This is a genomic window from Gordonia otitidis (genome assembly GCF_020735545.1).
In the GTDB taxonomy this organism is placed as follows: domain Bacteria; phylum Actinomycetota; class Actinomycetes; order Mycobacteriales; family Mycobacteriaceae; genus Gordonia; species Gordonia otitidis.
In genome coordinates this window covers 1892583-1907176 of the sequence record NZ_CP085974.1, presented here as the reverse complement: position 1 = coordinate 1907176, position 14594 = coordinate 1892583, and the positions used below count along the sequence as shown (strand labels likewise).

At 63.7% G+C, this 14594-nt stretch carries 13 protein-coding genes; 8 read left to right on the top strand and 5 right to left on the bottom strand.

Annotated elements, in window-relative coordinates:
- The first annotated feature begins 101 nt into the window (after positions 1 to 101).
- From LK459_RS08640 to LK459_RS08620, 5 genes are all read left to right on the top strand, one after another.
- Positions 102 to 2603: an ATP-binding protein gene (locus LK459_RS08640; RefSeq protein ID WP_227922758.1), complete on the top strand. Its 2502-nt coding sequence runs from the start codon at positions 102 to 104 to the stop codon at positions 2601 to 2603.
- Between the two features lie 183 nt (positions 2604 to 2786).
- Positions 2787 to 2987, top strand: coding sequence for a ferredoxin (locus tag LK459_RS08635; protein WP_007240886.1), 201 nt, complete (start codon positions 2787 to 2789; stop codon positions 2985 to 2987).
- A complete protein-coding gene (locus tag LK459_RS08630; RefSeq protein ID WP_227922756.1) occupies positions 2984 to 4171 on the top strand; it encodes an NAD(P)/FAD-dependent oxidoreductase in 1188 nt (395 codons plus the stop codon). The genes LK459_RS08635 and LK459_RS08630 overlap by 4 nt, the downstream gene beginning before the upstream one ends.
- Before the next feature lie 16 nt (positions 4172 to 4187).
- Positions 4188 to 5372: a cytochrome P450 gene (locus LK459_RS08625; RefSeq protein ID WP_007240888.1), complete on the top strand. Its 1185-nt coding sequence runs from the start codon at positions 4188 to 4190 to the stop codon at positions 5370 to 5372.
- 59 nt (positions 5373 to 5431) lie between these two features.
- Positions 5432 to 6547 carry an NAD(P)-dependent alcohol dehydrogenase gene (locus tag LK459_RS08620; protein ID WP_227922754.1) on the top strand — a complete coding sequence of 372 codons (1116 nt, stop codon included), beginning with the start codon at positions 5432 to 5434 and terminating at the stop codon, positions 6545 to 6547.
- Here LK459_RS08620 and LK459_RS08615 read toward each other — a convergent pair.
- The 4 genes from LK459_RS08615 to LK459_RS08600 are packed head-to-tail and all read right to left on the bottom strand — an operon-like array spanning position 6525 to position 10983.
- The gene (locus tag LK459_RS08615) at positions 6525 to 7412 is read right to left on the bottom strand and encodes a 2-hydroxyacid dehydrogenase (RefSeq protein ID WP_227923637.1); all 888 of its coding nucleotides are present in this window, start codon (positions 7410 to 7412) and stop codon (positions 6525 to 6527) included. The genes LK459_RS08620 and LK459_RS08615 overlap by 23 nt on opposite strands.
- Before the next feature lie 41 nt (positions 7413 to 7453).
- The gene (locus LK459_RS08610) at positions 7454 to 8725 is read right to left on the bottom strand and encodes a M20 family metallo-hydrolase (RefSeq protein ID WP_227922752.1); all 1272 of its coding nucleotides are present in this window, start codon (positions 8723 to 8725) and stop codon (positions 7454 to 7456) included.
- A 45-nt stretch (positions 8726 to 8770) separates the two neighbouring features.
- Positions 8771 to 9550, bottom strand: a complete 780-nt coding sequence (locus LK459_RS08605; protein WP_227922751.1) for a class II aldolase/adducin family protein — start codon at positions 9548 to 9550, stop codon at positions 8771 to 8773.
- 47 nt (positions 9551 to 9597) lie between these two features.
- The gene (locus LK459_RS08600) at positions 9598 to 10983 is read right to left on the bottom strand and encodes an MFS transporter (RefSeq protein ID WP_007240893.1); all 1386 of its coding nucleotides are present in this window, start codon (positions 10981 to 10983) and stop codon (positions 9598 to 9600) included.
- Positions 10984 to 11274: 291 nt separating this feature from the next.
- Here LK459_RS08600 and LK459_RS08595 point away from each other — a divergent pair, with 291 nt between their 5' ends.
- Positions 11275 to 12441, top strand: a complete 1167-nt coding sequence (locus tag LK459_RS08595) for a helix-turn-helix domain-containing protein (RefSeq protein WP_039994581.1) — start codon at positions 11275 to 11277, stop codon at positions 12439 to 12441.
- 11 nt (positions 12442 to 12452) lie between these two features.
- Here LK459_RS08595 and LK459_RS08590 read toward each other — a convergent pair whose 3' ends face one another.
- Positions 12453 to 12722 carry a DUF7218 family protein gene (locus LK459_RS08590; protein WP_007240895.1) on the bottom strand — a complete coding sequence of 90 codons (270 nt, stop codon included), beginning with the start codon at positions 12720 to 12722 and terminating at the stop codon, positions 12453 to 12455.
- Positions 12723 to 12912: 190 nt separating this feature from the next.
- Between LK459_RS08590 and LK459_RS08585 the strand changes: the two genes are divergently transcribed.
- Positions 12913 to 13413, top strand: coding sequence for a hypothetical protein (locus LK459_RS08585; protein WP_227922749.1), 501 nt, complete (start codon positions 12913 to 12915; stop codon positions 13411 to 13413).
- A gap of 125 nt (positions 13414 to 13538) precedes the next feature.
- Positions 13539 to 14594 (top strand): alcohol dehydrogenase catalytic domain-containing protein, encoded by a 1056-nt coding sequence (locus LK459_RS08580; protein WP_007240897.1) that lies wholly within the window; start codon positions 13539 to 13541, stop codon positions 14592 to 14594.

Genomic DNA, 14594 nt, shown 5'->3' with positions numbered 1-14594 from the left:
GCCGTTGGTGTGTCGGGGGTTCCGGGCGCGTCCAACCCAAACCTCGACACGGGTTCTCCCACATAGGTCGACGATCTTCACAGTGCAACGAAGGGCTGTGCATGACAACAGGGGTGACTCCGGCGTCGTCGGTCGCCGGCGCAGCGGGTATCGACGTGCCCAACGGTGTGCGGCGGGGCGAGATCCGCTCGACCAGCTTCGTGGGTCGTCGGCGACAGATGTCGGAGATCCGCGCGGCGCTCGGGGCATCGAGACTGGTGTCGCTGACAGGTCCGGGCGGCGTCGGAAAGACCCGTCTCGCAGTGGAGATGGCGCGCGAGGTCGGCAGGCTCTACCGCGACGGCGTCGCGTTGGTTGAGCTGGATTCGATCTCCGACGACGCTGAGGTTCCGGCGGCGATCGTCCACGCCCTCGGAATCAGCGACCAATCTGCGCGAGATCCGGTACAGAAGGTCATCGACCATCTCTACGCTCGCGAGATGCTGCTGGTGCTCGACAACTGCGAGCACGTGCTCGAGGGCAGCACAGCGATCACCGACGCGATCCTGAGGTCGTCGAGCCGCGTGCACATCATGGCGACGTCGCGGATCTCGTTGGGAATCACCGAGGAACGCCTGTGTTGCGTCCCGCATCTGACGATCCCGCCGGACGACGAACACCACAGCGCCGCTTCGGTCGCGCAGTACGAGTCGGTGCGATTGCTCACCGAGCGGGCTGCCGCCGCAGCGCCGGAGTTCAGGCTCGACGACGCCACGGCCGCCGACGCGGCGCAACTGTGCATCCGGCTGGAAGGGTCACCGCTGGCGATCGAACTCGCCGTCGCACGCTTACGCACCCTGACGTTGTCGGAGCTCGTAGCGCGTTTGTCCGATCGTTTCGCGTTGTTGTCCAAGGGAAGTCGTTGCGCCGCGCCGCGTCAGCAGACCCTGCGCGCGATGATCGACTGGAGTTACGCGCTGTGCACCCCCTCGCAGCGTCGACTCTGGGCCCGTCTGTCTGTGTTCGCGGGTGGATTCGATCTCACTGCGGCCGAAGGGGTGTGCGCCGGCGTCGTATCCGACGAGGCGAAGTCCGACGACGCGGTGCCGAGTGAGTCGGGCATGGTGGATCTGCTCGGCGAACTGATCGATCAGTCGTTGCTGTACGTGGACACGACCGGCCCCACCAGACGATTTCGGATGCTCGAGACCATCAGGGAGTACGGCGCGGAGCGCTTGGCTCTGCTCGGCGAGGCGCAGGAAATCGCACGCCGCCACTGTCGGTACTACCTGGAGCTGACCGAGGCGATCACCGAGAACTGGTGTGGCCCGGATCAGCGTGTGGCGGTCGAGAGCCTGCGCGACGAGCGGAGCAACGTGCGCGCGGCGATGGACTGGTGCACTGCACGTCATGACTACGAGACGGCGCTGAAAATCTTCAGCGCCCTGCGATTTCGGTGGTACGCCGACGGCCACATCGCGGAAGGGCGACGTCGGGCAGACGAACTACTCGACAACGCGGCATCCGATCACGTGGCACCGCGCATTCGCGCCAACGCACTCTGGGTCGCCACCTGGGTCTGTCTGCTCCAGGGGGAGCAGCGTGCTGCCGACCGTCGACTCGGTGAATGTGCGCGTCTGGCATTCGAACTCGACGATCCGCTGATCGACGGCTACGTGCACAAGCTGCGGGGCCTGACCGCGCTCTTCACCGGAGAACTGGATCTCGCCATCGACAACTACCGTGTCGCCACCACGGCATTGCGCGGCTGTGGTGAGTGGGCCGGTTACCTGTCGGCCTCGTTCCAGTACGCGTTGGCGTTGGCACTGGTGGGGCGTAGCGAGGAGTGTCGGGCCGTCACGGCCGATGCGTTGGCCGTGTGCGCCGAACACGACGAGCGGTGGGACCGGTCCTACATCCAATGGGTGCGTGCGCTGGATCATTGGTTGTGCGGTGACCTCGAGAGTGCGCAGACGCTCGGGCGGGAGGCCGTGGCGCTTCATGTGATCTTCAATCACTCCGTCGGTACCGCGCTGATGACCGAACTGCTCGCGTGGATCGCACAGTCGGCAGGTGACCCCGATCGTTCGGCTGAACTCCTGGGCGCAGCGGGAGCGCTGTGGGACCGGTCGGGGACATCGATAGCAGCGTTCGGTCCCGACCTGTCAGAACGTCACGCCCGCTGCGAGATCGGGGTTCGAACAGAGCTGTCGCCCAGCAGGTTGCGAGATCACCTCCGGATGTTCGCCGATCGCTCACACGCGGAACTGGTCGGGCGTGTACTGGGTGACACGCGTGTGCTGGGTGAGGACGGTCGGACGTCGGTCTCCGTACCGCTTGGCGGGTGCTGTCCGTTGTGTGGTGACGAGTGCGCCGAAGACGCGCACGACTCCCCGCCCGCACAGTCGGTCGCAGGACAGCCACTCGACAATCCACTGACCAGCAGGCAGACCGAGATCGCCGCAATGGTTGCACGCGGCATGAGCAACAAGCAGATCGCCGAGCGGCTCGTGGTCTCGGTGCGCACCGTCGAGAGCCACGTCGAACGAGCCCTGGTGCGACTGGGTTTTCACACCAGAACCGAACTCGCCTCCTGGTACATCGCCGCGCATACGAGCGCGTGAGATAGCGCATCGGCAGCGGTCGTAAGCGCCGTGGAGTCGTCCTCGGCGGTAGCCCACCTGCGGCACCTCCACTGCCGTAGGCACTGCAGTAGTCCTACGGACGCCCCGAATCCCGGATGTGACCACCATTGCATCAGTACATCCTCAGTGGGGTACATCACGTCCACGAGCGGAGGAGGAACGATGCGCGTCGAATTCGACGAACCGCGTTGCGATGGATTCGGCTTCTGCGAGGAAGTCGCTCCCGAGGTCTTCGAGACCGACGACGAGGGAATGCTCACCATTCTGATGGATGAGATACCTGACGAGCTCGCCGACAAGGTGGAAGCGGCCACCCGCGCATGCCCGGTGGCGGCTCTCAAGCTCGCGAAGACACAGCGATGAGCGCACGCGGTGTCGTGATCGTCGGCGGCGGTCTCGCGGGCATGACGACTGCCAGTGAATTGGTCGACCTCGGATATCCGCACCCCATCACGGTTCTCGGGGACGAGAGGCACCAGGCATATGCACGCCCACCGCTGTCGAAAGGAGTGCTGAAAGGCACGGACGCCGACAACTCGGTGCTGCTGCCCGATTCTCCCAGCGGCCAGATCAGGGTTCGGGTGTCGAGTGCCGTGATCGGGCTCGACGTGGCAGCGCGCCAGGTGGCCTTGGCCGACGGCCGGGTGATCGGATACGACAACCTCGTCATCGCCAGTGGCGGACGCCCACGACGACTCGGCGACGGGACCGGACAGCACGTCGTGCGCACGATCGACGACACCCTCCGGCTACGGGACGCGCTTCGTGATGCCGCTGACGTCGTGGTGATCGGTGGTGGTTTCCTCGGCATGGAGGTCGCTTCTGCCGCTCTCTCGTTCGGGGCACGCGTGCGTGTCATCGACGTCAGGACTCCGCTCGTGCCGGTCCTGGGTGAGACGCTGGGCCGCTTGACTCTGGCCGCCGCGCACGAGCACGGGGTGAAGGTCGAGGTCTGTCCCGCCGGGGTCGTCGTCGAATGCGAGGAGTCGGGGCAGGTTCGTCGTGTCACGTCGCGTGATGGACGTGCCTTCCCGGCAGACGTTGTGGTCACGGCGATCGGCGACATGCCGAACACCGAATGGTTGCGCGGAAGCGGCGTTGCTCTCGACGCACAGGGGTGGGTCGTCGTCGACGACTACGCCAGGGCGCACGGTGACGGCTTCGCGCCCGGTGAGATCCTCGCCGCCGGCGATGTCGCCCTGCTCCCGCAGTCTGGTGAGTATCGGCGAATGCCGCACTGGGAGAACGCCATCGGCCAGGCGAAGGCGGTCGCTCGAACGCTCGTCGACGGTCCCAGGGAAACGTACACACCTGACCCCTACTTCTGGACGGAAGCGTTCGGCATCGCCTACAAGATCGCAGGACCGATTCCACCAGAGGGCGAACCAGAGGTCATCAAGGGTGATCTCGACGACCGTTGTGCACTCGTTCGGTGGGCAGGCGCGGCCGGAACGACGGTCGCAGCAGTCAATCACCGCATCCCCGTCGCCAAACTGCGGAGGCAGGCACGCCGACCCCAGAACGTCCCAACAGTTCAATTTCAATGAGGAAGGAACCGTCACAATGACAACAGCCCCGATCTCGGTCGACAGTGACATCGATCTGTTCACCGATGAGGCACTGGACAATCCGTTTCCGTTGTACAAGACCTTGCGCGATCTCGGTCCCGCGACGCGTCTGACCGCCCATGACATCTGGTTCCTCTCCCGCTACGACGTCGTGCGCGAGGCGCTCGGCGATTGGGAGACCTTCTCGTCGGCGGCAGGCCCCGGCCTGAACCCTGTCATCAACGAGGCGTGGGCACACGCGATCATCGCGGTAGACCCGCCCGTCCACACGAAGCTGCGCAAGCTGTTCACCGATCGCCTCGGACCACGCCAGCTCCGTCCGCTGGCCGAGACCATCGATCAGCGCGCGGACGAACTCGCCGAACGACTCGTCGAGATGGGCGAATTCGACGGTGTCACAGACCTTGCCGAGGATCTGCCGGTGAATGTGATCATGGATCTCGTCGGCTGGCCTGCCGACGAACGGGCCAAACTCCTCGACTTCGCAGCGGGCAGCTTCGACTGCTGCGGGCCGCAGAACGAACGCATGGCCAATGCGATGCCCAAGCTGGCAGGCTCGGTCGAGTACGTCACCGAGATGTTCGACTCCAGACGACTCGCTCCCGGGACATTCGGCGCGACGATCGCCGACGCCGCCTACGAGGGCGAGATCTCCAAAGACGATGCGCTCGGCCTGCTGCTTGCCTACGTGGTCGCCGCCTTCGACACCACCATCAACGCGATGTCGACTGGAACATGGCTGTTCGCACAGCATCCCGAGCAGTGGCAGAAGCTGCGCGACGATCCCTCGAAGGTTCCGGCCGCGTTCAACGAGATCATCCGACTAGAGAGTCCCATCCAGTACTTCTCCCGGACCACGACCCGCGACGTCGACCTCGGTGAAGGCGTCGTGATCCCGAAGGACGCCCGCGTGCTGCACAGCTACGGGTCAGCCAATCGCGACGAGCGCCACTATGAGAACCCGGACGTCTTCGACGTCGATCGAAATCCCATGGACCACCTGGGCTTCGGCCTCGGGAATCACGGTTGCGCCGGGCAGAACCTGGCCCGACTCGAGGCCCTCGCCGTGTTCAAGGCGCTCGTTCCGCGTGTGCGTGGGTTCGAGTTGACCGGCGAACCGGTACGGGCGCTCAACAATGTCACACGCGGATTCGCCTCCGTTCCGGTGCGGATCTCCTGACGTCACTCACCCACACATCCCTTCGTCGTCACCCTCCGAGAAAGAAAAGAACCAAAGCCATGACCGAAACACGTGCGGCCGTCATCGAATCCACCGGGGCGCCGTTCACCATCGACACGATCACCCTCGACGAACCTCGCGCAGACGAGGTGGTGGTCCGTATCGTCGCCGCCGGCCTGTGCCACACCGACCTGGTAGTACAGGGCGGTGCCATTCCATTCAAGTTCCCGGGTGTCCTCGGCCATGAGGGGGCCGGCGTCGTCGAACGCGTCGGCGCCGGCGTGACCAAGGTGAAGCCGGGCGACAGGGTTCTGCTCAGCTTCACCAGTTGCGGCCGATGCGTGAAGTGCCGTGCAGGGCATCCCGCGTACTGCCTCGAGTTCGTGCCGCGCAACCTCATCTGCGGCACGTGGCCCGATGGCAGCGCACCGCTGCATCGCGGTGACGAGGAGATCGGCGGCAGCTTCTTCGGTCAGTCGTCGTTCGCTGAGATGGCGCTCGTGACCGAGCGCAGCATCGTCAAGGTCGCCGACGACCTGTCTGACGACGACCTGTCGATCATCGCGCCGTTGGGCTGCGGTGTGCAGACCGGTATCGGTGCCATCTGGAACATCCTGAAGCCAGAACCAGGCTCGACCATCGCCGTGTTCGGGAACGGTGCTGTTGGCTTGTCGGCGATCTACGCGGCCTCGCAGACTCCCGACGCCACGATCGTCGCGATCGATCTGGTCGCCGAGCGACTGGAGACGGCGAAGGAATTCGGCGCAACCCACACCATCGACGCGTCGACTCAGGATGTCGCAGAAGAACTCGGCAAGCTCACCGGAGGTCTCGGTCTGGATTACGCGGTGGAGACCACCGGGGTGCCCGCAGTCCTCAAGACCGCGGTGCTCGCTCTCGGAGTCGACGGTACCTGCGGTGTCATCGGCGCACCATCGGTCGCGGGCGCGGAGGTGTCGCTCGGCGTCCAGGACATGCTGGTGGGCAAGAAGGTCATCGGCATCACCGAGGGGGACAGCGAACCCGAGACCCTCCTGCCGGTCCTCGTCGACCTGTACCGCAGCGGATCATTCCCGCTGCGGTCGATCGTTGCGCACTACAAGCTCGACGAGATCAACGCCGCCACCGACGACATGCACCACGGCAAGACCATCAAACCGGTGATCCGGCTCTGATCGACGCCGCGAGAACATCGGCGAATCGTTGCACCGGTCGATGAATACTCCTGTCCGACAACCAGGCCGCGTGCGGTGTGAGCAACACGTTCGGCGCTGAGAGGAGCGGATGGTCTGCCGGTGGCGGTTCGGTCGAGAGAACATCGAGCGCCGCTGACGCGAGGTCGCCGTCGCGCAAAGCCCTTGCGACGGCGACCTCGTCGATCAGTTCGCCGCGCGCGACATTCACCAGATGTGCACGCGCGGGCATGCGTGACAGGGCATCGCGATCGAGTCGTCCCCGCGTGGCTGATGTCAGTGGGACGTGAAGGGAGAGAACGTTGCTGGAGCACAGAAGTTCCTCCCAGGAGACCTGGCGCACACTGTGGTCGTCGATCGGGCGTCGCGTGTGGACGAGGACCTTCATTTTTAGTGCGATTGCGCGATGTGCCAGCGCTTGTGCGATTGGGCCGAATCCCCACAAACCCAGTGTGGTGTCCGCAAGAAGCGACGGTGGTCGAGTCGGCAATGCCCATTGTCCTCGTCGTATTTCGCGGTCGAGTATCGGAAGGTGTCGGACTGATGCGAGGACCAGTGCGAGAGCATGGTCAGCTACTTCTGCAGTGCAGTACGCAGGTGTGTTGCTGGTGATCACACCGCGAGCAGCTGCCGCAACCTCGTCGAGGTGATCTGTGCCCACTGAGGTGGCGTGGAGGATCTGGAGATCGGGTAGAGCGTCGAGTGTGGAGGGTCCGACTGTCCCCGATTCGGGGCTGATTGCCAACGCGTGGATTCCCTCACCACGGGGTACGGTCCGCGCTGTACTCCACGACCACCCCCGCGGAGGAGTGAGATGATCCGTCGTCAGGATCTGTTTGCCGTCCACGATCACCGCGTGACGGATGCGCTGATCGTGCCGATCGCGTGTCACCGCCGATCCGAGAGACGACCCGCCATCATGCGGTACACGACCTCGGTGAGCATGGCGACTCCCGCCGTCGAGTCCTCGTCGCGCGTGTACTCACCCTCGTTATGGGATATGCCGTCGACACTGGGAACGAACAGCATGACCGTGGGTACGACATCTTTCACATTCGTGGAATCGTGACCTGCCACGGTGTACATGGTCCGGTGGGAAAGTCCCAGATCGTCGGCGACGGCGCGACTGAGTGCGACGCCTTCGGGCTGATACGAGTCGACGTTCCAGGCGTGGGTTCGCTCGATACGGATGTCGACCTGCGCCAGGTCCTCGACTTCGGCGATACGCGTGGTCAGATCGTGCTCAGCCTTCTCCAGTACCTCGTCGTCGGGTGACCGCAGATCTAGATGCAGCACGGCTTCACGTGTAATGACAACTGGCGAGTTCGGTTCGGCGACGATCTGGCTGACGGAGGTGTGCAGAGGAGCTTCGGCGTAGGTGTCGGCAAGTTCACGACCGAATACGATGAGGTGGGCGGCACCAAGTAGAGCGTCACGTCGGTCGGCCATCACGGTGGCGCCGGTGTGTGACTGATCTCCGATGACGGTGATTCGGAACTTGCGCGCCGCCCACGTGGCGGCAACGAGACCGATTGTCGTGCGTGTGTTCTCGAGTATGCGACCCTGTTCGATGTGGATCTCGGCATACGAGCTGAGCTTCGGTGGCTCGAAATCTCCGACGGTACCCATCGATGTCAGCGACGTCTGCACGCTCACACCCGCTGAGTCGACGGTGGACAGTGCCTCTGCCGCAGCGAGTTTGCCGGTGAAGACCGAACTCCCCATCATGCTGGGGGTGAAGCGACTGCCCTCTTCGTTGAACCAGTTCACAACGGCGATGTTGAACGCGGGTCGCTCACCGGACTGCCGCCATCGGGCGATCGCGCGAGTGGCTGCGTGTGCCGATGCCAGAACACCGTAGGCGCCGTCGAACCTACCGCCGAGGGGTTGACTATCGAGGTGCGATCCGGTGAGTACGTACGGTGCATCGGCATCGAAAGTGTACAGGCCGAACTGATTTCCGATCAGGTCATACCTGACGTCGAATCCGTGATCGGTAAGCCAAGTGTGCAACCAGGCACGTTGTTCCCCGTCTGCGGTCGTCCCTGCCTGCCGATCGACGCCGCCTCGTGGCGTCGCGCCGAACGTTGACAGGGTTGCGAAATCGACGAGGAAATCGGTGTCGAGTGTCGACTCGATCGTGGGCATGATGTCGGTCATTGCATCTCCAGGATTGTTTCGAGCGTGGTTGGGCGTGGCGGGACGTCAGTCGCGGTAGTCAGGGGCAATGCGATCGGCCATGCGTAGCAACGCATCCCACGCGAGATCCCAACTGTCGCTGTTGTCGAGATCGTTGCCGGAGGTGTCCGAGCTTTCGTGATTGATCTGCCTCGCGGTGTGCTCGCAGACATCTGCCGGCGGAACAAGGAGTTGTGCACCGGTAGCCTGCGCGGCCACTTGGATCTCGCACGCGCGATCGAGGTAGAACATCCGCATGAAGGCTCGACCGGCGGTCTCCCCGGTGGTGAGGAGTCCGTGGTTTCGTAGTATCAGGGCGTTGTGCTCGCCGAGGTCGGTTACCAGTCGAGACTTCTCGTCCTGGTCGAGGGCGATGCCTTCATAGTCGTGGTAGCCGACGCGCTCGTAGAACTCCATCGACATCTGATTGAGCGGCAGTAAGCCATCGGCCTGAGCGGCGACCGCGCATCCGCTACGAGTGTGCGTATGGAGTACACAGTGTGCATCCCGGCGTGCTTCGTGGATCGCGCTGTGGATGACGAACCCTGCCGGATTGACCCGATAGTGCGACGGCGCAACCAGATTGCCCTGCAGATCGACTTCCACCAGGCTAGATGCGGTGATCTCGGAGAACATCAGCCCGTACGGATTGATGAGGAATCTAGGTTCGTCTCCCGGGAGGCGCGAGGAGATATGAGTGAAGATCAAGTCAGTCATCTTGAAGTGATCGACGAGGCGGTATACCGCGGCGAGTTCCTCCCGCAGTTGTTGCTCGGTGGGGGTGACGGGAACGGATACAACGGACATCGTGAACTCCTCTCGGGACTGTGCTGCTCGGGACGGCGGGGGTGTGATCAGATCCGCAAACCCTCCTCGGCCACGTGGAGTCGACGCGAAACGAGAGCTCCGAGAGCCGTGAGCAGAGAGATGACTATCAGCATCACTGCTGCGGGCCACAGCGTGTCGCCGGTGATCGTGAGGACCGATGCGGCGATCAAGGGGACGAGGCCGCCGAAGACTCCAGAGAGGTTGGAGCAGATGGCTACGCCGCTGTATCGGATCTTGGTGGGGAACAGGCTCGTAACGATAGCCCCCTGCACCGCGTATGCGTAGGAGAGCGTCGCCACTGCAACAGTCATGGCGATCACCACGGCCACCGGGTTGGCGGTTCCGATCACGAGGAAGACCGGGAATGCGACGAGCGCAGTGACGATGCCCGAACACATCACGACCCTGGTCGCGCCGAACTTGACGCCCCAGCGGCCCCCTGTCCAGATCACGAGCAGTTCGACACAGGCCGCTATCAGCGTCGCGAACAGGAGAAGACTCGCCGGAAGATCCAGAACACGCTTGCCGTAGCTGATCACGAAGGTAGTGACGAGGTAGAAGCCCGCGACACCGAGCAGACCGACGGCGGTTCCTGCGAGCAGTTGGCGCCAGCTGTTCGAGAAGACCTGCAGAACAGGGGCTTTCGCTACCTCTCCCTCCTCCTGAAGTTCCAGAAATGCGGGCGACTCTTCGAGCCTCGAGCGAAGCATGACGCACGCGATGAGTAGAGGGAGCGCGAGAAGGAAGGGAATGCGCCAGCCCCACGCGTCGAAGTTGCTCTCTGACATCAGTCCCGCAGTGATGAAGAATGCACCCGACGAGAGAATCGTGCCGACCGGTGAACCGAGCTGCGGGACCGACGCCCATTTCGCCCGTTCTTCAGTCGGCGAGTTCTCGGCGGCGATAGTAACCGCACCGCTCCACTCACCGCCGATGGCCAGACCCTGGACGACGCGGAGGGTGACCAGCAGGATCGGTGCTACCACGCCGATGGCGTAGTAGTTCGGCAGCAACCCGATCAAGACCGTCGAGACTCCGATTCCCACGATCGTGGTGAGAAGTACCGATCGTCTGCCGATTCGATCGCCGAGCCACCCGAAGAGCAACCCGCCGAACGGCCGGGCGGCGAATCCGACCGCGAGGGTCGCGAACGACGCAAGCGTGGCCGCCGCTGCGCTTCCCGAGACGAAGAACTGTGCGTTGAAGACCAGCGCCGCGGCGGTGGTGAAAAGGAAGAAGTCGTACCACTCCATTGCGGTACCCACGAATGCGGCGAGCGCGACCTTCTTGGTGGTCTCCAGAGACGAGACCGGTATATCGGAAGTCACGGCCCCTGCGGGGGGAGGGTCGATCGGTGCGGTGTCGACCTTGTCGGCATCGCTTGCTTGCGGCTGTGATGTCGAGAGTGTCATGTGCTGTCCTCATCCGTACGAACGTGCTGGTCTCGCAGACGTCGTTGTCGTCTCACACAACGGTGTCACGGTCCAGGTCGATGCGGAATCGCCACTCGCCCTCGATTGGCGACACTAGAATGTGCATATGCACACTCCACGGTTGTTCGTGTTTCACGACGTCCAGCTCGCTGGGTGCCGTATTTGCGCAGCTCGACGGCTTGTGGCGGTGACCGCTGATGTTCCTGCGCCGTCATCGGGCGGTACGTGCCCGTCACAGGGACGTAATCTCCGAAACCGCGAGCTTGGTTGATGCAGAATCTCGCAGAGCGGCGGCGGGACACGCGACGACGCTGGTTGGCGCTGGTCGAAGCGACCACAGCAAGGCTCGACGAGCTCGTCGACGCCTTCTTGGCGGAGGTTCGCGCGGCGTCGACCTACGAAACAGGACTCATCGACGACGAGGAACTGCGCGAAACGGCGGTGTCGTCGATCGGGCTCATCCTCCGTGCTGTGTCGTCGGAAACCCCAGTGAGTGAACTGGGCCCGGTGCCCGCAGAGCTGGGTCGCCGCCGTGCGCGCCAAGGCGTGCCCGCCGACGATCTCGTGGCCGCCGTGCGCATCGACTTCAATGTCATCTGGTCAGCACTGTTGTGGCAGGCGACTGTGCCGGATATGGCTGTGCTGGCGTTGCACGTCGACGAGCTGTGGGCCGTCGTCGACGAGTATGCGCGAAGCGTGCAGAACAGTCATCATGAGGAGCGGGCTGTGATGTCGGCAAGCATGCGCGAAGAACAACAGGCCTATCTCGCAGAACTGTTCGCCCCGGGAGGCTCGCTCCCGATTCGGATCTCGCGTATAGCGCGGGCGCTGGACGTCGACCCTCACGCCCTGTTTCGTGTCGCGGCACTCGACGAAACCGATTCGGATGCGGCTCACAGAGCGGCGCGGAGAGCCGAGGCATCGCACGCACAGATGTATGTGGTGCGCCGCCCCGGCCATGTCGTCGTGTTCTGGCCAGCCGACGATGTGAGCCGTGAGGGGCATCTCGTCGAACGCCAGACGACGGCGCTGGACGGGGTGAACGGAGGACTACTCCTCAGGGTCGACGGTCTCGCTCAGGTTCCGGCGGCGGTGCAGCCTGCAGTGGATATTCTGCGGGTGACTGACTCGAGCACTCCAGGCCTGCGGACTGTCGAGGATCGCTGGGCCCAGTTGAGCAAAGCTCATCTTGACAGTGGGCAGAGATTCACGGCCACAGTCCGTGCTGAACTCGACGAGCTGTCAGAGCCCGACCGTGTGGCGCTTCTCGACACGGTGGGCGCTTACCTCGACTCCGGTAGCGTCAACGAGGCCGCGCGACATAGCTTTTGTCATCGCAACACTGTTCTCAATCGGATAGCTAGATTCAAGAATCTCACCGGCCTCGACATCACCGTGCCGCGCGACGCAGCACTGGCGGTACTTCTCCTCGCGTGACGGCGAGGCGATCAGTGCTCACGCAACTTGTCGATCAGGTCGTCTTTCTTGAGGTCCGAATAGTTGCTCAAACCCAGTTCTTTTGCCCGCGAGCGGAGTTCGTCGACCGTCCAGTCCTCGTATGACCCGGACTCGCCGCCCTTCTCGCCGACCTTCGAACGCCCCTGTGCGGCAGCCGCATTGGCGATACGTGCGGACTTCTCCTTGGAGTTGCCCTCGTCTCGGAGCTTCTCGTAGAGCTCGTCGTCCTTGATCGACGGGCCCGGATCGCGCTCTGGCATGACGCCTCCTCGTCGGACTGAGATCGATAGATGTGCGACACTTCCCACGCTACGCGCCCGGCGCGACCTCGACGATGTCTTCGCGCTCGCGACACGGCAACCTCGTCGATAATCCGCCTCCATCAGGAGCGGAGTGCCTACTCTCGGGTACGGGGGTCCTGTACGTACGAGACGACGAAGGGCACAAGGCATGGGCGAGAAGAAGGCAATCAAACGTCTGCAGAAGCAGATCGGCGAGCTCCAACAGAGCCTCGACGATGTGCGGAAGTTGGCAGAGAAACAGATCGGCAAGGCAGCGAGCGAAACCGACGCACTGCGTCGGGAACTGCTGAAGCGAATCGGTGCCGTCTCCGGCGAATCCGAGAACAAGGGCAGCGACTCATCGACGAAGGACTCGGCGAGGGCCGTCGTCGCGCCGAAACCCACACCGAGCACCTCGGCAACGAAACCCAAGCCCGCTGCCACAAAGTCTGCTGGATCGACCACATCGACCGGTGCTGCGAAGCAGCCCGGCGGGACCAAGTCTGCGACGACGTCGTCGGCATCCAAAACGAAGACGGCGGGGAAGTCCGCCAAGGCCAAATCACCGACGGTCAAGCAGCTGCGCGAGCAGGCAAAGGCGAAGGGCGTCAAGGGGTACTCGTCGATGTCCAAGGCGGAACTGCAGGCGGCCCTGGGGTCTGCGGGTTGAGCCAGCCCGTCTCAACCTGAGACCGGCTTCGCGAACTCGGCCTCCATTGATGCGGTGAAGCCCATACTGGGGAGGGGATTCCGGGGGACATGCCGCACCGCTGTGCGGCCCGAAGGAGGCCAGGTATGAAAGCGCTCGTCTATCACGGTCCCGGCAGCAAGGCGTGGGAGGACGTTCCCGATCCCGTACTCCAGGATCCGACGGACGCCATCGTCCGAGTGGAGACGACGACGATCTGCGGCACCGATCTGCACATTCTGTCCGGCGACGTGCCAGCGGTCACCAAGGGGCGCGTCCTCGGGCACGAGGGTGTCGGCGTCGTCACCGAGGTCGGACCGGAATGCACTCGTGTCAAGGTCGGCGACCGCGTCATCATCTCGTGCGTCACCAAATGTGGTCGGTGCGAATACTGCGTGGCGGGCATGCCGTCGCACTGTCAGACGGTCGGCGGAATCGGTTGGATCTTCGGCCATCTCATCGACGGCACGCAGGCCGAGTTCGTCAGGGTTCCGTTCGCCGACAACGGGCTCATCCCGCTGCCCGAGAGTGTGACCGCAGAGCAGGGTGTCATGCTCAGCGACATCCTGCCGACGGGCTTCGAGATCGGTGTGCTCTACGGTGCCGTGAAGGAGGGCGACGTCGTTGCCGTCGTCGGAGCGGGGCCGGTCGGTCTCGCGTCGGTGATGACCGCCCGGTCGAGTGGGGCGTCGCGGGTGATCGCGGTGGACGGCAACAAGTTTCGCCTCGAGCGGTCACTCGACTTCGGCGCCACCGACACCATCGACATCCTCGCGGGTGGCAATACCGTGGAACAGATCAAGGCACTCAGTCGTGGTGGACTCGGCGTCGACGTCGCGATCGAAGCGGTCGGTCTCGGACCCGCGTTCCGCACGTCACTGGACTGTCTGCGTCCCGGTGGGCACCTCGCTAATGTCGGAGTGCACGGCCGTTCCGTCGAATTGCCGATCGACCGGGACTGGATCAACAACCTGACGCTGACGACGGGCCTGGTCAACGCAACCACGGCACCCGAACTGCTCACCCAGATCGAGCAGGGCATCATCTCCCCGGAGAAGTTCGTGACGCATCACTTCACCTTCGACGAGTTCGACCGCGCCTACGACACGTTCTCCAACGCGGCCGACGAGCACGCACTGAAGGTGATCATCAGCAACGGGTGA

Excerpts from the sequence above, each read along its gene's own strand:
- LK459_RS08595 (WP_039994581.1), top strand. The coding sequence starts at position 11,275 with ATGCAGAATCTCGCAGAGCGGCGGCGGGACACGCGACGACGCTGGTTG.
- LK459_RS08585 (WP_227922749.1), top strand. The coding sequence starts at position 12,913 with ATGGGCGAGAAGAAGGCAATCAAACGTCTGCAGAAGCAGATCGGCGAG.
- LK459_RS08625 (WP_007240888.1), top strand. The coding sequence starts at position 4,188 with ATGACAACAGCCCCGATCTCGGTCGACAGTGACATCGATCTGTTCACC.
- LK459_RS08590 (WP_007240895.1), bottom strand. The coding sequence starts at position 12,722 with ATGCCAGAGCGCGATCCGGGCCCGTCGATCAAGGACGACGAGCTCTAC.
- LK459_RS08605 (WP_227922751.1), bottom strand. The coding sequence starts at position 9,550 with ATGTCCGTTGTATCCGTTCCCGTCACCCCCACCGAGCAACAACTGCGG.
- LK459_RS08640 (WP_227922758.1), top strand. The coding sequence starts at position 102 with ATGACAACAGGGGTGACTCCGGCGTCGTCGGTCGCCGGCGCAGCGGGT.
- LK459_RS08630 (WP_227922756.1), top strand. The coding sequence starts at position 2,984 with ATGAGCGCACGCGGTGTCGTGATCGTCGGCGGCGGTCTCGCGGGCATG.
- LK459_RS08610 (WP_227922752.1), bottom strand. The coding sequence starts at position 8,725 with ATGACCGACATCATGCCCACGATCGAGTCGACACTCGACACCGATTTC.
- LK459_RS08600 (WP_007240893.1), bottom strand. The coding sequence starts at position 10,983 with ATGACACTCTCGACATCACAGCCGCAAGCAAGCGATGCCGACAAGGTC.
- LK459_RS08580 (WP_007240897.1), top strand. The coding sequence starts at position 13,539 with ATGAAAGCGCTCGTCTATCACGGTCCCGGCAGCAAGGCGTGGGAGGAC.
- LK459_RS08635 (WP_007240886.1), top strand. The coding sequence starts at position 2,787 with ATGCGCGTCGAATTCGACGAACCGCGTTGCGATGGATTCGGCTTCTGC.
- LK459_RS08620 (WP_227922754.1), top strand. The coding sequence starts at position 5,432 with ATGACCGAAACACGTGCGGCCGTCATCGAATCCACCGGGGCGCCGTTC.